The following is a 20840-nucleotide window of genomic DNA, read 5'->3' on the forward strand; positions in this document are numbered from 1 at the left end:
CATAGCCCGCCGTTACTCCAGTTTAAGCGGATTGTCCGAATCCGACGACTCTAAATTAAATAGATCGCGGAATAGCTTTTTCTGCTCCGTTTCGGTGTCTTTTTGGAGCTCTTCCTGCAATTGAATGATTTCGCGGATCTGATCGACCAGCTCGTTGAAAGTCTCCAGATCGAGCATTTTGTCCAGAACCTGCTGCATCGCCAGAATGATTTCGTCCGTTTTGGCGATCGCGGCGCCTGCCTCATCCACCGATTGGGTGGGGTTGTTGAGGGACGCTTCCAGCCGCTTGATCACTTCCCGCAGCTCCGGCTGCTGGACGTCGGCGATCTGGTTGATCGGGGCGATCACGTCGTTCTCAAGACGTTCCTTCCGTTTCTCGGTATCGACGCGATTGTTGATGATTTCTTGGCGAATCTCCTCAAACCCGTAGGCGACCCCCCGTAGTTCGTCTTCCGCCTTGCGACTCGCTTGGGGAGTTCGCTGCACGCGCAGCAGTTGCAACTCGACCGCTTGCTTCAGCTTGGCGACCGGATCGTTGTTCTCGTCCCCTTCCAGATCGCTGGAGGAAAACGAGCTCGGCCCAGTCGCAATCCGTTTGGCGTCAAGCTGCACGCGGACGAATTCTTCTCGCAGCTGTTGGGTCTCTTGCAGGATCTGTTCAAAGCGGCGACGCAGGCCAAGTTCGCGAGCTTCCAGCAGCGACAGCAGCTTGCTGGGGGTCACCACGTCGAGCGGATAACGCGTGCTGGCGCCGATGTTCGGACCGCCGGTCAAATCATGCAGGTCGGTCGCTTTGAGCAGCAGCGACAGTTGGGCGCCAGCTTCCAGCTTCGGGGCGCCTTCGGTTTCTTTCAGGTCGAGCACATAGCTCAATTCCCCTTTGTTGCTCGGCTTGATCGCAAAGGGAGTGACGTCGCCGTCGCCCGGTTGGACGTCGAGCCAGACGTCTTTCGTTTCATAATCGTCGGTAACGGTCCCGTTGAGCGGGATGCGAGCTTCCGGCGTGATCGCGGTTCCGATCCCGGCCAGCTGCAAATTGACGTTTGGCGCCTGATCGACGTTGGCGGCGATCTGCACGCGGAACGGGTTTTCGCTGTAGATGCCGTCGCTGTCGATCAGCGTCAGCTCGAGCGACAGGTCGTCGGCCAGCGGCGGGAATTCGAGTTCAAACTGGCTAGCCGGTTCGGCCAGCGTCATCTGGCGATTCGACTGCTCGCGGAGGTTGGCGATTTCGACGCGCACGATCGGCTTGTTGGTCTTGGCGACCAGCTTGTACTGCGAGCCGACCGGCAGTTCGGACGAAGCGGTCAGTTCTTCGACCCGCGGCAGCAAGTTGGTGTAGGCGGGCGGCGCGGCGTCGACTTGCATCGTCAGAATGGTCGGGCTGTCGACCGCTTCGATCCGCAGATCGCGGACCCGGTGGTCGTAGCCGATCACGTCAAACGAGATCGACGAGAGGATGCTCTTCAGCGGCTTGCGCTGGAATATGTAACGCTGATAGTCGCTGCGCGCGGTACCGACGCGCTGCATCGCGACGCTGCCGCGAGCCCCATCTTCGGTTTCGTAAACGATCGTGCAGTAGGTCGGAACAACCTGGGCGTCCGCTTTGGCGCGAACGAGCAGTTTCGGCGAAGTGCCGCGCGCGACGGTCGCGACCCCATCTTTGAACGGGATCGTTTCGACCACTTCGGCGGCGGTCACGCCATCGGCGGCGCCGGCGGGCCGCGTCACTTCGACGCCGACCACTTCGATCCGCGCCAAACGAGGCCACGCTTCGTCCGACAGCAAGTACAACCGGCGTCCCCAGATCTGGAACGAGTCGAACGAGGTGAACGCAAAGACGCCGATGCTGATCAAGAGCAGGATCGCCAACACGATGTTCCGCGTCAGCGGCCATGGATTGAAGATCTCGTTCAGCTTCACCTGGCGGCTGCTTTCGACCGCCTGGGAGACGGAGCGGCGAATCATCCCTTCGCGAAAAGCGACGTCGGTCAGCTCTTCTTCGACCGGACTTTCGATCGCGGTGAGGAGGCTTTCGTGGAACTCGGGATAGCGCCGTTCGATCAGGATCGCCATGCTGGTGTCGGACATCCGCGTCAGCAGACGAACCAGAATCCAGCGGTAGAAGATGTAGGCGCTAACGCCGTAGATCGCGACCAGGCAAACGATCCGAGCACCCCGCGGCATTTCGCTGGCGCCGAACGTGACCGGCAAGTAGTCGACTGCCAGGCCGATCCAGTAGGTCACCGCCAGCCAGACGATCAGCAGCGCGAGCCCTTCCAGAAACACGTAGAGCCGAATGCGCCGCCGCAGCGAACTGAGCAGCTCGCGCAGATCAGCGGGGACTTCGGGTTTCGGTTTGGGCGTCGTCATGGTCGAGCGCTCGTCAGGTTTACGCGAGTTTCAACAAGCGTCGCGTCAGCCACTCCAGGGCCAACACGCCGCAAATCAAGCCAAGCAGCCAGGTCCGCAGCAGTCGGTCGAACTTGCGATCGACCAGGTCCGGCAGCGCGGTGTACATATCTTGCGGGGGTAAGGTCGCCGGCAAATAGACCGCCGGTAGCGGCGATTTGCCAAGCGCGGCGTCCATCCCTACGTAGTAGACGCCGCCGGTACCCTCCGCGATTTGTCGCATTGCAACATCGTCACGTTCCGGGCGTTCAATTTCCTTGTCCGGGAGGCGAACGCGAATGTCTCGCGCCAGCAAAGCGTCTTTGCCGCCGCCCGCCAATTGCAGTTCGATGTGGTAATCCCCTTCGATCAGCGGGGTGAACTGGCCGTGGTATTGGCCCTTCCCCCCCTGCTCGGCTTGGGTCAGCGTCAGTTCGTCGCGTCGGCCGTCGGGACGGGTCACGGTCGCTTTGACGACCGGATCGGTCAGCGGCTCATGCTTGGCGTCGGTCAGGTGAGCCCGAACTTCGACCGTTTCGCCCACCAAAAGGCGATCTTTGTTAGTCAGCAGCACGCCGCGGCTCGAATCGCGGAGCAAACGCCCCTGCGAAACGTAGCGGATCAGCTTCGTGTAAAACTGCTCGAAGTAACCTTCGTGCAACGCCCGGATACGCCACATTTCGGAGCTGGCCATGAAAAAGACGCGGCCGGCGCCGTAAAACTGCGTCGCCATGTAAATCGGCGGATCGTCCCCCAGGGCGGCGTCGGGATCGTTGTAGCGAGCCAGAACCGAGGCGCCTTCCTTCTTGTCGCGAACCGCGTAGTAGCCGTAGACGCCGGGGAATTCTTCCCAGCGTGATGCGCTGGTCGAACCGTCGTTGCCAAGCCAGAGGAACGATTGCGACTGACCTTCCGGCGTAAAGACCAGCGGCCAGGCTTTTTCCGAACCAAAACGATCCAGGCCGATCGACGTGCCACGGCTGTGGAACGTCACCGGGTAAAGTTGCTTCACGATGTCGACCACCGGATCGCCGCGCCGTTGGCTGGCCCACTCGGCCGTGAAGACCGGACCGGTGGTGACGATCAAACCGCCTGCCTTTTCGGCGACCCAACGTTCGAGCAGTTCCGCTTGTTCCAGCGTCAGCTGCGACCAATCTGGATCGAACGCCACGATGCAATCGTAGTTTTCAAACAGGTCGGCGGCGTCTTTCGGGAACTCGAAGAGCAACTCGTCCGACTCTTGCGAGATGCCGGGCTTGCCGCTTTGCAGGTAAACGTGCAGCTCGACGTCTTTGTCGCGGAAGAGCTGGTTTCGCAAAAAGCGGAAGTCGCGGGACGGGCCGCCGGCCATCAGCAGGATGCGATTCTTCCGCTGAATGACTTGGACTTTCGCCTCTTTGTGATCGTCGCTGGTGTCCTGGTCCGATCCGGCCGGCGACAGGATGCGCAGTTGATAGGTCCGTTCGCCGAGCGACTCCGGCGTCACGTCAAACGTGGTCGCGACCACGGCGCCGTCGGCGCCCAGCTGCACGCGTCGAGCTTCCCCTTCCAGCGTTTCTTCGCGGAACGTGCCGTCGGCGTCGGTCGTGCCGGAGGCGAGCTGCACGTTGATGAAATCGGTCTTGGAGGCGAAGGCCTGGATGTAGCCGGTGATCTGGAAGGCGTCGTTCGGGAAGACCCGCGACGGGGCTTCGAGGTCGACCACGCGGAGGTTGATCGGGCGTTCCGACGGACCGAGCCCGATCGGGAAGACCGGCGTTTCGGAGTCGGCCGCGATTTGAATCGCTTCGCGAATTTCGAGACCGCCGTTGTTCACGCCGTCCGACAGCAGCAGGATGCCGGCGATCGGGCGACCCCGTTCTTGTTGCACGATCTGGGCGATCGCGTCGCCGATGCGCGTTTCAATGCCGCGCGGCTTCAGTTTGTCGAGCCAATCGATGTCGGCGTAGGTCGGCGCCGCTTTCTCTTCTTCTTCGGTCGCTTCGGGCGCCGCTTGTTCGGCCGCGTCGACCGACAGCTCGCCCATCGCCAATTGACGAAGACTCAGTTCCGGAGCCCGCAGGTTCGCGGTCGCGGCGAGCGAAGCTCCGACGACCAACGCAAACGCGCCAACCATCGCCCAAGCGGCCGCGGTCTCACGCCAACTGGGCGCCATCCGCCGAGTCGCGAAGGCGATCAGATAAGCGAGCAGGCTGATCACGATCACGCCGCCGCTGATCATCAGCAGCAAGCGAGCCGAACGGAAGCGGGCTTCGGTCTCGGCGGAGTCTTCGGTATCAGAGACCGTATCGGTCTGCGGTCGACGGAAGACGGCCAGTTCGGTCGGCTGGGCGGTTTGATCGAATTGATAGATCAAAACGTCGTGCTGCTGGCGAAGCTGTTCGAGCAGTTCCCCTTGCGAGAACTTGCTGACGATCTGTTCGTACCGCGGCGACGAACCGCTTTCGATGCTGTTGGCCAGCGCCATGCTTTGGCTGGTATCGACCAGCACGACGACGCGGGAGTTTTCATGCAGTTCGCTCTCGGTCTTCTTTTCGAGGTTGAAGAAGAAGAGGAGCAAGCCGGCCAACACCGCCAGGCGGAGCCCGGTCAACGTCCAGCGGACCGGACGCGATAGTTCGCGGGTGTCGCGGCGATAAAGCCAGCCGACGAAGGTGATCATCAGCACGACGATCGCGACCAGCAGCGCCCAGTGGCTCCACTGCGTCATTTCGGCCAGACGCGAGAACTCATACGTGGTTCGCGTCGCGGCGGCGTCGGTTTGGGCGAGCAATAACATTAGCGGGCGCCTCCCATCGCGGGAGGATGATAGCTCGTCAGATAGGCCAGCAGCTGTTCCACGACCAGTAGTCCTAACAGTGCGTAGAGCAGATAGTCTTGCCAGGCGAAACCTTCGCTGGCGCTCCAGCTGTAGTCGACCGACTCGACGGTGTGATAGGTAAACGTGACCGGCGCGAGCGCCGCTTGCAGTTCGTTGCGATCGGTCGTCGTCAGGTCCCCTTCCAGCGGATCGACGTTCAACGCGAACCGCCGCAAGTTAGGATGCCCGTCGCTTTGGGTGAGCCAAACGTCGTAGACGCCAGAGAGTCCGGTCAGCGAATCGCCGGTGACGTTGTTGACGCCGACGTAGTCGAGTTCCAGCAAGGCGCCGCCGTCCTGCTTGGTCAGGGTTGCGCGGTCTCGTTTCACGGTCGGCATCCGATCGGCGCCAGGAGCGAAAACGAGCGCGTCATTGCGGAAGTTCGCCGCATCAACTTCGACGCGAATCGGGCCGCCGACAAGTCGCTCGGCCGATTTCCGCGTGCCGGAAGCGAGATAGGCTTGCAGTTCGAGCGCCGTGACGATGAAGCCCGGCGTGATCGACCAGTTGTTCCAGTCGGGGGTTAAGCTGGTCAGGAAGGTGACGACGCTGCCGTCGCCAACTTGTTGTTCGACGATCAACGGGCGGCCGTCGCGGAGCTTGCCGAGGATGGCGCCCTGCTCTTCCGGCTTCCAAGTCGCGTCGAGATCGTAGTACTGATAGAACTTCAAGTCGTTGCGGAACCGGTTCTTCTCGCCACGGAAGACGGAGAAGATCGGGTGTTCCGACGGGACGAAGTCGACGGTCTCTTCACCGGCGATCGGCGGAGCCAGTTCTTTCGTGCCGATCACCTTGGCCGGCAGCAGGCCCCCTTCGTGCAGCGAATTGAGGGCGTCGACCGTCGAACCGGGACCGGCGAAAACCGCCACCCCGCGACCGCTCGCGGCGTAGTCCTTCAGCTTTTTGACCGCATCGCCGTCAAAGCGAGCGACGTCAAACAGGTAGATCGCATCGAAGCTTTGCAGCGTTTCGAGCGACGCATCGCGTAGATACTGCGGACCGACGACCAGCGGCTGGATGCCGGTGTTGACCGCTTCGCCCGGTTGGAAGACGGCGGTCATGAAGTAGGCGTTGCGCTGCTGCACGTCTCCATCGACGAGCAGGACGGGAATCGCCGGCGGAGCGTTCAAAATCTGGAAACGGCGATTGTCGGCGGCGACCGCGTCATCCGGCAGTTCGGCGACGGCGACATGCTGACCGGCAGTCGGGAAGTAGATCTGAGCGCGGCGCGTCACTTCTTCGCCCGGCGGGACTTCTTCAAAGTAGACGGTCGGTTCGCTGTGCGGAGCGCCAAGTCCTTCGCCGGCGCTGGCGAACTTGCGATCGGTGTCGTCATCGTGATAGGTCGAAAGTTTGACCTGCACGCCGGTCGCGGGAGTTTCGCTGTAGTTGCGCACCGTCACTTCCAGGAAGGTCGGCACGCCGGCGGCCAAAGTCGCCGACTCCGGAGCGAGTCGCGTAATGCCCAGGTTGATCGGGTTGCGGCGCGAGCAATTGACCAGGTGAATCTCGGCCGCCTTGTTCGAGAGCTCTTGCAGCCGCTGTTTCACATCTTGCGACTGCGACCAGTCGCGGCGGCGGAAGTCGCCGACCAGGTAAACGAGCGAGTTTTCGCTTTCGACGTTGTCGGTGATGAAGCGATTGACGGCGGCGATCGCGCCGGCCGGGCCGATGGCCAGTTCGGTCGAATCGACGACGCGGAGCGACTCTTCCAGCGAATCGCGGAAGGTCGAATCGACGTCATCGCCGCTGATGTCGACGCGAGCGACTCCGCCATCGCCGGCGGCGGCTCGCGACGTGCGGAGCAAGGTAAGACGCTGCGGCGTTCGCTTCTCGGCGGCGACTGCGGCGATTTGTTTGATCACTTCTCGGCCGCGATCCATTACTTCGACGCCGCCGGTTCGGTCCGACATCGACATGCTATCGTCGAGGATCACGTAATGATGCGTTCCCCCGCCGCCAAACAAGGTCGACCATTGATCCGAGGTGGTGAGCCCCGCCATGATCGCGACCAACAGGCCGATCGCCGCCATGCGAGACAGCAGGAGCAACAGCTGCTTGAACCAGACCGAGCGTTGATTCCGCTTCTGGCTTTCGAGCAGAAACTGCATCGCCGCCCATTGGACGCGCCGACGTCGCATCATGTTGATCAGGTGGATCAACACGGGGACGAGCAGGAGCAAGAAGCCCCAGGTCAGCGCTGGATGAACGAACTGCATAACGGAAACAATTCAGGGGTTAGTTGCGGTGGTGCATGCCAAGTCGGCTGTTCAAATAGGTCGAGAGGACCGCGCCCAGAGAATCGCTGGTGCGGACCAACGCGTAGTCGACCGTGTTCTTCGCGCAGCCGCGGCGAACTTCGTCGAGGAAGACCTGCAAAGCTTGCAGGTAGCCGTCACGGAGCGCTCGCGGGTTGCAGTCCAACTGGTCTTCGGTCTCCATTCCTTCAAAGCGGGTCGGCCCAGCGAACGGAAAATCCAGTTCGTCGTCGTCCAGGATGTGCATTACCAGCACGTCATGTCCGCGCTGGCGAAGGAGCTTCAGTCCTTTGATCGTCTCTTCGACGTCGCCGAACAGATCGGAGAGGACCACCATCATGCCGCGGCGCGGATAAGCTTCGGCCGCTTCGCGACAGATTCGCAAAAAGCTGGTCTTCTCACGCGGCTGGTTTTCGTCGAACGCTTTGATGACCGAGAGCAAGTGATTCCGTTTGCTCATGGTCGGGACGCGGGCGCGGATCTTTTCGTCGTAGATCGCACAGCCGATCGCATCTTGCTGCTTCAGCACCAGGTAAGCCAGGCTGGCCGCCGCAGTGCAGGCGTATTCGTACTTGTTCAGCGGGCCCGCGCCGTACTGCATGCTTTGGGAAGCGTCGACCAAGAGCGTACAACGCAAGTTGGTCTCTTCTTCAAACTGCTTGATGTAGAAGCGGTCCTGCTTGGCCCAGACTTTCCAGTCGATATGACGTAGATCGTCCCCGGTCGCGTATTCGCGATGCTGCAAGAACTCGATCGATTGGCCAAAGTAAGGGCTGCGATGCATTCCCGAAAGAAAACCTTCGACGATATGCCGTGCCCGTAACTCCAGCCGAGCGATCGTCTTGATCGCCTCAGGATGCAAAAATCTTTTGGAATCGGGCATCGCTCGTTAGCTCATCTTCCTTGGTGGGGGTCGATTCCAGAATTCGATCGATGATGTCGTCCGGGCTCACGCCGTCGCTTTCGGCGGCGAAGTTGACCGAAATGCGATGCCGCAGCACCGGTTTGGCCAAGGCTTGGATGTCGTCGGTCGAGACGTGCGTACGGCCGTGCAGCAAAGCGCGAGCCTTGCCGCCGAGAATCAAAAACTGAACGGCGCGGGGACCAGCGCCCCAGCTGACCAGATCCTGCACAAAGTCAGGCGTTCCGGCCCCGCCGACGCGCGTCTGGCGGACCAGCGACAACGCGTAGCGGATCACATGATCGGTGATCGGCACTTCGCGAACGATCTTTTGCAGTTCGATCAGCTCTTCGCCGCTCAAAACGGGAGCGATCTCACCTTTCGCGCCGCCGGTAGTGCGGCGAGCGATTTCAAATTCGTCGTCGAAGTTCGGGTACTTCACGTAGACCTTGAACATGAAGCGGTCTTGTTGCGCTTCCGGCAGCGGGTAGGTACCCTCTTGTTCGATCGGGTTTTGCGTCGCGAGGACGAAGAACGGGTCCGACAGTTCGTGACGGACGCGACCGACGGTCACCTGACGTTCCTGCATCGCTTCGAGCAGCGCCGCCTGCGTCTTGGGAGGCGTACGGTTGATTTCGTCCGCGAGAATGATGTTCGAGAAGAGCGGGCCTTCCAGGAAGCGGAATTCGCGATGGCCGGTCGAACGGTTCTCTTCGATGATTTCGGTGCCGGTGATGTCGGCCGGCATCAAGTCGGGAGTGAATTGAATGCGGCTAAAGCTGAGGTTCAGCGTTTTCGCCAGCGAACTGATCATCAACGTCTTCGCCAGACCCGGCACCCCTTCCAGAAGGCAGTGACCGCGGCTGATAAGCGAGATCAGCAATTCTTCGATCACGTCGGTCTGCCCGACGATGATTTGCGAAAGCTGCTCATGAATCTGACGACGAGCAGCGGCAATTCTCTCGACCGCAGCGGCGTCTGCCTGAAGGGGAGAGTCGGACATGAGCGGTTCCTTCAATCGGGCGGCAGAAAAGGTCGGCGGGCGGAAATTCGTAGGGCGAACCTGCCAGCCATTAAAACGGCGATTTGTAGACTTCGTGTCGCAATGTTCACAATTAGTTCATCGAAGTCGATTTTGGACTCCAAAAGGTAGCTCGCAAATCAACAATTGGCGGCCCCGCAGAGCTGACCGGCGGGGCTTTAACGATTGTGAGGATTGCGCTAAGTGGTTGTGCAGACAGACTTTCGGAGTGATAGGCCCGGCGACGAAGGGTTGCGGATTAACGCTTCTCTTCTACCGGGGGGTAAGTGATGGCGGGAAGGGAAGAACCGCTCGGCGCCGGAGGAGCCGGAGCGGCGGTGAAGTTGAGCGAGAACGACATCTTGGTCAGCAGCACCCGCAGCGTCTGGTTTTCGGGATCCCCAAACAGCTGGTAGGTCGCGGTGTGGTCGGTCTGGCCGTCTCGTAGCAGGACGCGGCCGTCGCGACGATCGACCAGCAGCACGATCGCTTCGTGCGCTTTCTTGTCGATCCGGTTCTGCCGCGACGCAAAGGCGAGCACCGGCAGCCGCGGCGATTGTTCCGCTTCGATCAGGTGGAAGTCGCGAATCGGTTCCGGCGTCTGCCATTGCAGCTGACCGTCCGACCGCGAGAAGCTGTAGACCCGCGAAACCGGTCCGGCAGGCTCCTTCGAGTTGTATGGAATGCTCTTCGAGGTGAAGCGGCTTTCCTTGCGGCTGGTGGTGACGATCAACTGGAAGTCGTCGGCGCCTTCAACAATCTTGATTTGCGAATCGCGCTGGCCCAGCTCTGGAGCGTCGTGCAACTTGGCGTCGATCAGCTTTTTGCCGTCGGCCAGATTGAAAACGTGGAACTGACCGTTCGGTTCGAGGATGGCGACCTGCGAGCCGAAGACCTTACCGCGAGCGCCGTTCTCTCCCTGGTAGCGCCACAGTTCTTTGCCGGTCAACAGATCGCGGGCGATCACCGTCTGATGGTCGTCTTTTTCCCAGGTCAGGTAGTTCGTGCCGTCGGTCGCCCAGATCATCTCGCGGACCGGCGCTTTGACCGTTCCAATCTGAACCCCGCTGCGCAGATCAAACAGCAGCGCTTCGGTTTCGGTAGCGCCGTCGTTTGACTTCCGCGGCGGAATCGCCGCCAGGACCGAATCGTTCGACAGCAGATAGCAACCAGGCGTAACGTTGTCCCGTTCCCAGTTCGAGTCGCCGGTCAGCGGATCGACGCAGATCAGCTTGTTGCCGCGCTGGAAGCAGAGCGAATCGTAACGGAGCGAGCTCATGTAGCCGATCGGGCGCTCGTTGAGCGAGTCATGACCGTCATACGGATAGTCGCCGAACGGGTTGTCGTTGACTTCCACTACATTCACTTTCGGCCGGCTGCGGCTGCTGCTTCCTTCGGGCGACAGATTCTCTTGCCACAAGGCTCGTTCGCGGAGATCCTCGTCATCGCCGCGCTGCAGCGTGTCGAAGGCGTGGACTTCGTTCCCGAACGAGACGATCACCAGGTGCCCGATTCGATCCGCATGGATCTGGGCCGTTTGCGAGTTGTAAAGCTGCGCTTCGTTCAACATGGTGAACGGCAGATGGAGTCGCTGGTTTCCATATTCGTCGATCACCACGATATGGCGTTCTTCGTTGTCGAGCTTGAGCGCTTCGCGGGGAATGTCGAAGCCGAACCGCTCGTCGATCCGAATCGGATGAAGCAGACGGACGGCCGCGGCCAGATCTTCGCTGCGGCGATCCAGGTTGACGGCGCCGTAGTTCCAATACGGATTGGCGACGTTGACCGCTTGTTCCATCGCCAATTGTCGGCCTGACTGGCCGTTGGCGAGTTTCTCGTTGCGGAATCGATCGGCCAGGCGGCGGTAAACGATCGACGCGTCCGCCTTATGACCGCGAGCGGCGAGCAAGCCGGCCAGGTCGGCGGTCGCTTGAGCGGCGACTTGCGGATCGTCGCCGAAGGCGAGCTGCTGCCAGATCGTCTCGGCGGCAAGTTCGTTGCCGTTCGCCAAGGCGACGCGGGCCAGTTCCAACTCGGCCGAACGGGCCAGCGGAAACGCGCCGAAACGTCGCGCGAAGCGGCGAAGCTTTTCGGCGTAGTCGTCGCTCTTCGCATGTTCTTTGGTCCCGTCCCAACGCTCGGCGACCGCTTCATTCATCGAGGCGGCGACCGTTTCGTCGACGGCGCTCCGCAGTTGCGCCAGCTGCCCGCCGATCCAGCGATCACGCTGGACTCGCAGGTTCGGCCCGATGCTCTGCAGCGGGCGTTCCGACTTCCCTTGGTCGATAATCTGATCGAGCAGATCGACGTAGCGAATGTAATCGTTGAACGCGGCTTGATATTCGCCGGCCTGATGCAGACCGATCGCGGTGACGCGGACCAGTTCCAAGCGGTCATCCATGCTCTCGACGATCGATTCGAGTTTCTGCGCCGTATCGCGATTGCCGGCGAAGTCTTCGCGCAACGCTTCGAGCGCCGTCGAGACGTAGGCCTGCTGCGTTTCGGGCGAATCGACCAGTTCCAGCGAGCGATGCAAGGTCGCCAGCGCTTCCTGGACCTTGCCGTCGTGCACCAACAGCTCTCCTTGATTGCGGAGCGCTTCGGCGTCGTTGGCGTTTTTCGCCAAGCGGACGCGGACTTCTTCTCGCAGCGCGTCAATCTGTTTGAACGACGCGACGAAGTTGACTCCTTGCGAGATCACGTAACGTCCGTGGCAGACCAGGTTCCCCAAGGTTCCTTCGGTCGGGATCGATTTGTCGAGTTTGCCGTCGCGAATGTTGATTCGCACGATCTCGTCCTGGGTCGTCGGCAAGTAGTAATAGTCGCCGCTCAAAAAGCCGCGGCCGCTCGGCAAGCCGCCGTCCGGAATCGGCTGGCTTTCCCACGCGGCGTCGCCGGTGTCGACCTTCAGGCCGTAGATGTTGTTGGCGCCGACGACCAGCGCGATGTCGCCGGAAACGGTCGCCAGGTAAACGCCATCTTCCCGCGGCTTTTCCCACAGCAGCTTGCCGGACATCCGGTCCAAGCAGAAGATCTGGTCGGTTTCCGGCGGCGTCAAAAAGACTCGATTCCCGGCGATGACCACTTTCCCGTCCGACCAGTGATCGCCGTAATCTTGACGCGATTCGGTCGGGCGACGCTGAATAAATCCTTGTCGCGGCTGGCGTTCGACCTCTTGGTACTGATAGCCCCAGAGGAGCGAACGTTGCCGAACGTCAATCGCGGCGACCACCCCGATATTGGTCGGGCAGATCAGCACGCCGTCGGAGAACGACGGCGAGGCGCCGTAGCGGCGATGGGCCGGTTCGTTCACGCTCATCCACAGCCCGTCGAGCTGCGCCAGTTGCTGCGACCAAAGCAATTTGCCGTCGGCCGAATTGAACACGAGCAGACGAATTTCACCGTTCACTTCCGCGATGGTGTACAGCGAGCCTTCGACCGGGAGCGGAACCCCCAGGAACTGCGCTTCGGCCAAGGCTGGTTCGTCGCTCATCTCGCTGCCGGCGATCCAGAGGGTCTCCCCTTCTCCGCGCAGACCAAAGCAGCGGAGACGATTGGGCGACGGAGCGCGGACCACGCTGAAGAGCGCGATACCGGGACCGCGTTGCTGCGGTTCGCTCGGGGTCGCTTCTTCGATGATGAAGACCCGCTCGCCGTCGGACGAAATTTGCCCGTAGCAGCCGTCGAGCCAGGTGCGGCGTTTGATTTGATCGAGATAGCTGGAGCCGGGATCGTTCGACATGGCGCTGAACCGCGAGTCGACCCGGCTGACGTCCGAAGCGTCCCAGGGATAGTTCCATTTCACCTTGCCGGTGCCCAGATCGACGCCGAGCAGATGCCACGGAGTTCGGACCAGCACTTGATCGCGAACGACCAGGGGCTGAGCGGCCGGCAACACGGCGATGCCGTTTTCGATAAAGCCTTGGGCGGTGTCTTCGGTTTGCTCTTCGTCATTGCTGCTGCGGGCCATCCGGACGTGCCAGTTCAAATTCCGCAGCGGTGCGCTCCCTTTGGTCGGCGCATTTCGCGCAGCGTCCCCGCCAAAGACGACCCACGACTGCGGGACCTTGGAACTGGGGCTGTTCAAATCTTGAAACTGGGCGGATAGCCACTCGCCCGGCTTGGCCGATTCGGCGAACAGCGGTTCGAGGGACTGGGGAACTTTGAAGTTCAAGTTCTTTTGAATCGCGCGGAGGTTGTCGAGCGTTTCGACGGCGTGGTCTTCGTCGCCGGCGGCGTAATAGCCGATCGCCATCAAGAGCGAGATTTCAGGTTCGTACTTGTCGAGCGCCATGCGGCTGTTCAGCAGCGGCTGCAGCGCCAGGACCGCCGACATCGGCAGACCCTGATCCAACTGCGACCGAGCAAGCAGGATGGTCGCCTGATAGCCGGCGTCAGTATGGGCGAAACGGCGCGAGATTTCGGCCAGCATGCTGGGGTCGCGTGAGGAGATCGCCTGCTTGAGCATCGCCTTGGCGTCGGCGCCGTAGAGGAGCTCGAACGCTTCCTGCCCTTCTTTGGGAAGCGAGTTGAGGAGGTCGCGGGCCTCCTTCTTGATGCTCATATCGACCGGCCCCGAAACGTTGCCCGGCAGGAAGAAGTCTTCCAACTCCGGATCGTTCAGCAGCAGCCCCAGCTCTTCGGCCGCGGCGGTCCACTTCTTCGCCTCTTTGGCTTCCCGGGCTCGTTCGATCTGGAGTCGAATCTCACGCGGGGGCGCCAGAAAGACGGCGTCGTCGTTGGTTTCTACCTGTCCCCAGACCGAAGCGGCGGTGGCGGTAACCATCAGGAGGGCGACCAGATGGATCCGGCGAAGCGGCTCGCCGCAGGTGGGGAGAGAGGGGAGAATGCGAAATTTCACGCTCGGAGGCTCCAGCGTTTTGAATAGGAACTTACTTCCTCAATTTACGACAACCGGACGAAAATGACCAATTGAATCGTCACAGGTTAGTCGCTGCGGAAAGCGATTAGTTCAGCGCCGATGGGATCGTCTGGCGCGAAAAGAGGCCCTGGGAAGCCTAAAAAAGAGGGTCGAAATGTGCCGATTCGGCGTTATTTCCCGGTTTTTCGGCGTTTTTGGCCGTTTAGCCGCGATGTCAGGCTTGAAAAACTCGACTGAAATCTTTTAATCAACGCGTTCCGCTCAACGGACGGACATACCATTCCACACTGCACAGCCTCGCAAGGAGGGAAAAAATGGCGAAAAAAGCCGCTGCGGCCACCACCGCGAAGAAGCCGCTGACGAAGACCGAACTGCTGAACAACATTGCGGAAGAAACCGGCGTCGCCAAGAAGGACGTGGCGACCGTCCTGGACGCGCTCTCGAATCAGGTCAAGAAGTCGCTGGGCAAGTCTGGCGCTGGCGCCATCTCGATCCCCGGTCTGATCAAGATCGAAAAGAAGAAGGTTCCCGCTCGTCCCGCCAAGAAGGGCGTGCCGAACCCGTTCAAGCCGGGCGAACTGATGGACGTTCCGGCCAAGCCGGCTTCGGTCAAAGTCAAGGTTCGCGCGCTGAAGAACCTGAAGGACATGGTCTAATTGCGTAGGCGATTTCTTCGCCGAACTGCATAAGACGCACGTTACGAGCGTAAGGCCGCAGGATACGAGGGGCGTGTTAACCGCACGCCTTTCCATCCTGCGGCCTTACGCCGTTTCTTGTTGGAATCTTTGGCGCCATGCTCTTGCCACGTCTTCGTGGGATGAGCATGTCTTAGCCCTGTCAGAACGCATTGAAGACATGCTCTTCCGTCGAAGACGCCGTACGAGCATGGCGCCAGTAATGCGCTAGCCGGAAGCCGCGGTTTCGAGCAAAAACGGCGGCAATTTCTCGAGATAATACGCAACCGGCGGCGTTTCCAGGTCTGGATCTTTCCCCAGATCGTCAAAGCGCCGCAGCTCGAGCGCCGCTTGCCAAAACGGCTCCTGCTCAAACTGGGCGATCTCCTCGGCTGACATCGGGCCTCCCTGCAGTTTCAAGCTTTGCAGCGATGCGGCCGACAAGCCGCGGAGGTATTCCGAATCGGTCGCACACAAGTAGCGCTTCGCCGCGACATGCAGACGTCCCGGCTCGACGATCCCCGGCCTGAAGTGCCGCGACAGAAAACGAGCTCCGAGCTCTTCGTGCTGTGCGTCGATTCCCTGGTCGGCGATCAGCTCCTCTTTGCCGGTGATGAAGTGCCCGAAGTCATGCAGGAAGCAGGCGACCACCATCTCGTCGGCGGCGCCGGCCTGTTCGGCGAAGTAAGCCGACTGCAGCGCATGTTGGCGCTCGGTCACTTCTTCGCCGTAGGTGCGATCTCCCAACTCGGCAAACTTCCGCTCGATGAATTCGATGACGTTCATTTCGGTCCAACAGACAGGGAAATAAGCCCATAAGGAGGGAATCTAGAACGAGTTACCTAGCTTATCGTCCCACGCGAAAAGCGGAAGATATTTTCAACAATCTCAAAAGAGGGAGACGTGAAGAAATCGGCCGCCAAACGGCGTCTGACTGCGCTCTGGCGAGATACGGCAGTCGTAAATTGCACATTTCCGGCGAATTCCGAGGTTCAGAGGGCGAGAGGGACTCGCGCCGTTGCGGAGAGCGCAAAAAAGAAAGGCCGAAGGTCTTTGGTAAGAAAGACTTGCGGCGTTTGCTAGAAGTGGTCAGGGCCGGAATCGAACCGGCGACACTTGGATTTTCAGTCCAATGCTCTACCAACTGAGCTACCTGACCAGTGGGCGAAAAGACAAATCTAGGTTAGCTGACCCTGGTTGTCAATTGGGGTCAGACGCGTCCCAGATAAAGAACCTGTCGTGACTTACGTCACGTGAAGATCACCGCAGTTTGCTTGACAGTTTGCAGCGGAACTTCTAGCTTGACCAGAACCTCTTCTTACGGAACATTTGCTTAACAACGTGTAACGCCTGACGCCGTACGTATCGACCCGTCGATCCGTATCAGGGTTCGCGTTCACTTTTCGTATTGCGTTAGGCCATGCGCAGCATCGGACGACGTCACTTATTGAACCACCCATGGTGGGGCGTATTTCTATTGACGCTCTGCCCTACGGTCCTTTGCGCCTTCACTCCGGAAAGTCCGGAGGTGGTTGCGATGGTCGAAAAAGGGGTGAAGTATCTCGGCGCCCAAAACCATGACCGGCCAGGCGGAAAGTCGTTGATGGCATTGGCCCTGTTAAAATCGGGGCAACCGCTCGATCATCCGCGCGTGCAATCGGGTCTCGCCGCCGCCCGCGCGATGGGCGCCAACGTTCCGTCGCACAGCGGCGACAACGTTTACGACGTTGGGCTCTGCTTGATTTTGCTCTGCGAAGTTGATCCCGAAGGGAGCAGCGAGCAGATCAAAAACATGGTCAAGTACTTTGTCGACACGCAGAAGCCGGGCGGAGGCTGGGGCTATCGGGATAACGATACCGGCGACAATTCGATGACGCAGTACGGCGCTCTCGGATTGTGGCTGGCGCAGCGGAGCGGTTTTGAAGTCCCGATTCCGGTGATCGAACGGCTCTGCAATTGGGTCCTGCGCTGCCAGGATCCGTCCGGGGCTTGGGGATACCAAGGGAACGATCCTGGCGTCGGTAATTTTCAGCGCGTCTCACAAGCCGATATTCGTTTGACCATGGTCTGCGCGGCGCTCGGCAGTCTCTACATGGGGACCGACCTGCTCAACATCAATGACCGGCGGCGCGCAGACGAAGGAAAAGGTTTCAATCTGCCGGGCTTCGTCCGCGAAGTGAAAACTCCGGAAGATTTGGCGCGGAACAAGATTCTGACGAAAGCGGTCGACGCTGGTCGCGTCACTCAGTCGAAGGCGGCGGGACGTAACTTCCTGACGGCCAATTTTACGATCGCGCCCAACATGTGGGATTATTACTATCTCTACGCGCTGGAACGTTACGAGAGCTTCCACGAGTTGGACGTTGGTCGCAAAGATCCGAAGCCGGCCTGGTACGACGCCGGCGTAAAACGCCTGCAATCGGCGCAGCAGCCCGACGGCCACTGGAAAGGGCTCAGCGAAGATGCGACCGTTTCTACGGCGTTCGCCCTGCTCTTTCTGCGACGGAGCACCGCCGAATCGATCAAAAAGCGGAGTCGCGTGTTTGACGAAGGTCGACTCGTCGGCGGTCGCGGACTGCCGAAAGTGGTCGAAGACGCGACCATCAAAGACGGCCAGGTCGTCAATAAATCGGAGCTCTTGGAGTCGGAAAAGTTCCTCTCGATGATCGAGGCCGACGACGCCGAACTGGAGCGTTTTCTGCACGAAGACGTGCAGTTCGAGTTGAGCGAAGATGAGCGGGGACGCTCGGAACAAATCGTTCAATTGCGGCGAAAGATTCGCGAAGGTTCCTTTGGAGCTCGACTGTTAGCGATCCGAGCGATTCGACAGTCGAAGGACTTTGACAGCATCCCGGTGTTGATTTACGCCCTGACCGATCCGGATGGGCGCGTCGCGATCGAAGCGCGTGACGCCCTGCGGTTCATCTCGCGTAAATTCAACGGCTTTGGGATGCCGCGCGGGGCGGACGTCATGCAGCGGTCTCTTTACGCGAACCAATGGAAGCAATGGTATCGCTCCGTACGCCCTGATGCTGAGTTCTTGGACTGAATGGCTGGCTCTTCGATTTCATCTTCTTCCGCAGCCTCCCGGCCGAATCGTTCGACGCCGCCGATGAAGGTGTCGTCGTATGATCGCGTCGCCAGCATGTTGGTGGCGCTGCTGGTGTTGGTCGGCGTGGCGGTCTTGATCCTGTTCGGCATCTTCTTGACCACCCGCACTTATCCAACGCAAACGGCGGTGCCGGTCGTGCTTGAAGAAGTCTCGGGCCGCGGCGAAAACGCGGCCGGCGTCGCTCGCGATCTGGAAGCCCCGGGCCTGGACGAGCTGAACGAAGAGGTCGAGCCGCAGCTCGACATGTCGGCCGATGCGATCAGCGAAGCGGTCTCGTCGCAGTCGACGGCTTTGGCCAATCTGGAAGGGCAACTCAGCTTCTCCAGCGGCGGCGGAGGACTGGGCGACAGTCGACCGGTTGGGCCGCCGGGCGACGGCGAAGATGTGATTCCTCGCTATGAGCGGTGGGAGATTCAGTTTGAATCGTCCGACCTGCCGACCTACGCCAGACAGCTCGACTTTTTCAAGATCCAGCTCGGCACGCTCGCCGGCGGCGACAAGGTGATGTACGCGTCGAGCTTGTCGAGCAAACCGCAGCGAAGCGAAGGCTCGACCGCCAAAGAAGAGCGACTTTACATGACGTGGCGCGACGGTTCGTTCAAAGAAGCGGACAGCGAGCTATTGGCCAGCGCCGGCATCACCCCGGGGCCGGTCGTCATGCAGTTTTACGATCCCGAAACGGAAAACCTGCTCGCGTATCTCGAAAAGACCTACGCCAAAGATCGGACGATCGGTGAGATTCGCCGCACCTATTTCGGCGTCCGCCGCAAAGGGAACGAGTTTGAGTTTTACGTTTTACGACAGGAATATCGCAGCGTTCGCTAATTGAGCCGGCGCTTTACGTTTTCACTTCCAATAAGGTTCCGGCAACTCGATGGACATCAGCGGCCTCACCACAATCTTCGGTTACGTCATCTACGGCGCACTTGCGCTGATTGCACTTTGGGGCGCCTTCTGCGTGATCGTGGTTTGGATGCGCGTCGCCGAAAAGCGCTTCCGCAGCGAAGCGGAGCAGGACGAATTCCTCGACGCGATCGAAGAGCCACTTGCTCGCGGCAACTACGCCGCCGCCGAAGAGCTGTGCGAAGATGACGCGCGAGCCGTTCCGCAGCTCGCCCTGCTGGCGCTTCACATGCGCGACAACAGCTACGCCCAGATCAAGCAGATGATGCTCGATCGCTTTCAGCGCGACGTGCTGTCGGACCTCGAGTATCGCTTGAGCTGGGTTTACACCGTCATCAAGGGCGCCCCGATGGTCGGACTGCTCGGTACGGTGGTCGGTATGATGGGGGCGTTCGGCAAGTTAGCGGCCGGCGAAAGCGGCGGAACCGACATCGCTACGCAAATGGCCGAAGATATCAGTCTGGCTCTTATCACCACCGCGTGCGGTTTGGCGATCGCGATTCCGCTCGTCTTTTGCACCGCCAGCATCAACGTCCGGATTCGCAAGATGGAAGACCTGGTCGGCGTCGGCGTGACGCGGTTTCTGGGCGCACTCCGCGAATGTCTGAGCCGGGAAGCGTAAACATGTCCGACGCAGGTCAGCACAAGACGAAAGACGGGGCGTTGCCGGTCGAGCCGGAAGCGATCACGTTCAGTCGTCCCAAGGTAAAGAAGGATGAGGCCGATCTCGACATCACGCCGATGATCGACATCACCTTCCTGCTGCTGATCTTCTTTCTGGTCGCGTCGCGGCTCGATTCCGACTCGGTTCGCAATCTGCCCGACGCCAAGCAAGGAGTCAGCATCTCGGCGACCAACACGGTGATCCTGACGGTGACCGCTGACGGACCGGATGGCGCCGCGGTCGTCTTCTTGGGAGACGGCCCGCTCGCCGACACCCAAACGTCGGATGGACTGGATGCCCAAGAGGCCGAGATCATGGACTACGTCGAACGAGAAATGGCGTCGCGCCCCGCGCGGTCCGTCTTGATCAAAGCCGAAAAGACGGTCCGGGCCGGCGATGTGGTCCGCGTCATGCGGGCGGCGGCCAGCATCGAAGGCGCCGAAGTTTCCAAGGCCTACATCGGGGTAAAGGACGGAGCATGAGCGAAAAGCTGTTTCGATTCCGCTGCCCTGCTTGCGGAGACGTCCTTTCGGCGAGCACCGACATGATCGGCGCCGAAATCAAGTGCGCCAACTGCGCCACGCGTCTCGAAGTGCCGGCCCCGGCCAAGCCCCGCTCTACTCCGACTGACGAAGAAGAGTCGAGCGGCAAGACGAGACGATCCGACGATGCGATCGCCGACGAGACGCCGGTCAAATTTGGCAATCGCGGTCCGCTGGAAGAAGATGAAATGGATCTCACGCCGATGGTCGACGTGACGTTCCTGCTCCTCATCTTTTTCATGGTGACGGCGTCGTTCAGTTTGCAGAAGACGCTGGAAACTCCGGCGCCGCGCAACGATTCGGCCAGTGCACAGTCCCGCACCATGGACGAACTGCTCGACGATCCCGACTATGTGGTCGTCCGCATCGACTCGTACAACACGTTTTTCGTCACCTGCGCCGCGTGGGGAGACGAACGGGAAGCCCCCAGCCGCCAAGAGCTGCTGGTGCAAATCCAAGAGGCTCGCAACTCCAATCCGGCGTCGCCGCCGGGGACGCTGCTGGTCAACGCTCATGTCAACGCATTGCATGAAAAGGTGGTCGCGGCGCTCGACGCCGGCAACACCGTCGGAATGAACCAAGTCAAATTGTTGACGACCGAGGAAGAGTAATTTTCCGGTAGTCGCTTCAAT

Annotated in this window: 13 protein-coding genes and 1 tRNA gene; 6 read left to right on the forward strand and 8 right to left on the reverse strand. The window is 60.4% G+C overall.

Annotation, left to right across the window (positions count from 1 at the left end; all coding sequences use genetic code 11):
• Positions 1-12 precede the first annotated feature (12 nt).
• The 6 genes from LOC68_RS27985 to LOC68_RS28010 form a co-directional block, all read right to left on the reverse strand.
• Entirely contained in the window at positions 13-2373 is a 2361-nt protein-coding gene (locus LOC68_RS27985; protein WP_230225108.1) for a hypothetical protein, read from the reverse strand.
• Between the two features lie 19 nt (positions 2374-2392).
• Positions 2393-5170, reverse strand: a complete 2778-nt coding sequence (locus tag LOC68_RS27990) for a hypothetical protein (RefSeq protein WP_230225109.1) — start codon at positions 5168-5170, stop codon at positions 2393-2395.
• Positions 5170-7470 (reverse strand): BatA domain-containing protein, encoded by a 2301-nt coding sequence (locus tag LOC68_RS27995; RefSeq protein WP_230225110.1) that lies wholly within the window; start codon positions 7468-7470, stop codon positions 5170-5172. Before LOC68_RS27995 ends, LOC68_RS27990 begins: the two co-directional genes overlap by 1 nt.
• Positions 7471-7489: 19 nt before the next feature.
• A complete protein-coding gene (locus tag LOC68_RS28000; protein ID WP_230225111.1) occupies positions 7490-8392 on the reverse strand; it encodes a DUF58 domain-containing protein in 903 nt (300 codons plus the stop codon).
• The gene (locus LOC68_RS28005) at positions 8361-9413 is read right to left on the reverse strand and encodes an AAA family ATPase (RefSeq protein ID WP_230225112.1); all 1053 of its coding nucleotides are present in this window, start codon (positions 9411-9413) and stop codon (positions 8361-8363) included. Before LOC68_RS28005 ends, LOC68_RS28000 begins: the two co-directional genes overlap by 32 nt.
• Positions 9414-9690: 277 nt before the next feature.
• Positions 9691-14292: an outer membrane protein assembly factor BamB family protein gene (locus tag LOC68_RS28010; protein ID WP_230225113.1), complete on the reverse strand. Its 4602-nt coding sequence runs from the start codon at positions 14290-14292 to the stop codon at positions 9691-9693.
• Between the two features lie 335 nt (positions 14293-14627).
• On the opposite strand from LOC68_RS28010, the gene LOC68_RS28015 reads away from it, so the two are divergent.
• Complete coding sequence (locus LOC68_RS28015) at positions 14628-14969, forward strand: HU family DNA-binding protein (RefSeq protein ID WP_230225114.1); 342 nt, start codon at positions 14628-14630, stop codon at positions 14967-14969.
• Between the two features lie 246 nt (positions 14970-15215).
• Here the strand turns inward: LOC68_RS28015 and LOC68_RS28020 are convergent, their stop codons facing one another.
• Complete coding sequence (locus tag LOC68_RS28020; protein WP_230225115.1) at positions 15216-15773, reverse strand: HD domain-containing protein; 558 nt, start codon at positions 15771-15773, stop codon at positions 15216-15218.
• A 300-nt stretch (positions 15774-16073) separates the two neighbouring features.
• Positions 16074-16146, reverse strand: a tRNA-Phe gene (locus LOC68_RS28025).
• A gap of 318 nt (positions 16147-16464) precedes the next feature.
• On the opposite strand from LOC68_RS28025, the gene LOC68_RS28030 reads away from it, so the two are divergent.
• The 5 genes from LOC68_RS28030 (at position 16465) to LOC68_RS28050 (ending at position 20819) form a co-directional block, all read left to right on the forward strand.
• Positions 16465-18036, forward strand: coding sequence for a terpene cyclase/mutase family protein (locus tag LOC68_RS28030; RefSeq protein ID WP_230225116.1), 1572 nt, complete (start codon positions 16465-16467; stop codon positions 18034-18036).
• Between the two features lie 63 nt (positions 18037-18099).
• Positions 18100-18924: a hypothetical protein gene (locus tag LOC68_RS28035; RefSeq protein WP_230225117.1), complete on the forward strand. Its 825-nt coding sequence runs from the start codon at positions 18100-18102 to the stop codon at positions 18922-18924.
• A 49-nt stretch (positions 18925-18973) separates the two neighbouring features.
• Positions 18974-19624 (forward strand): MotA/TolQ/ExbB proton channel family protein, encoded by a 651-nt coding sequence (locus LOC68_RS28040; RefSeq protein ID WP_230225118.1) that lies wholly within the window; start codon positions 18974-18976, stop codon positions 19622-19624.
• Between the two features lie 2 nt (positions 19625-19626).
• Entirely contained in the window at positions 19627-20148 is a 522-nt protein-coding gene (locus LOC68_RS28045) for an ExbD/TolR family protein (RefSeq protein WP_230225119.1), read from the forward strand.
• Positions 20145-20819, forward strand: a complete 675-nt coding sequence (locus tag LOC68_RS28050; protein ID WP_230225120.1) for an ExbD/TolR family protein — start codon at positions 20145-20147, stop codon at positions 20817-20819. The genes LOC68_RS28045 and LOC68_RS28050 overlap by 4 nt, the downstream gene beginning before the upstream one ends.
• Positions 20820-20840: the final 21 nt, after the last annotated feature.

This window comes from Blastopirellula sediminis (genome assembly GCF_020966755.1).
Lineage (GTDB): Bacteria > Planctomycetota > Planctomycetia > Pirellulales > Pirellulaceae > Blastopirellula > Blastopirellula sediminis.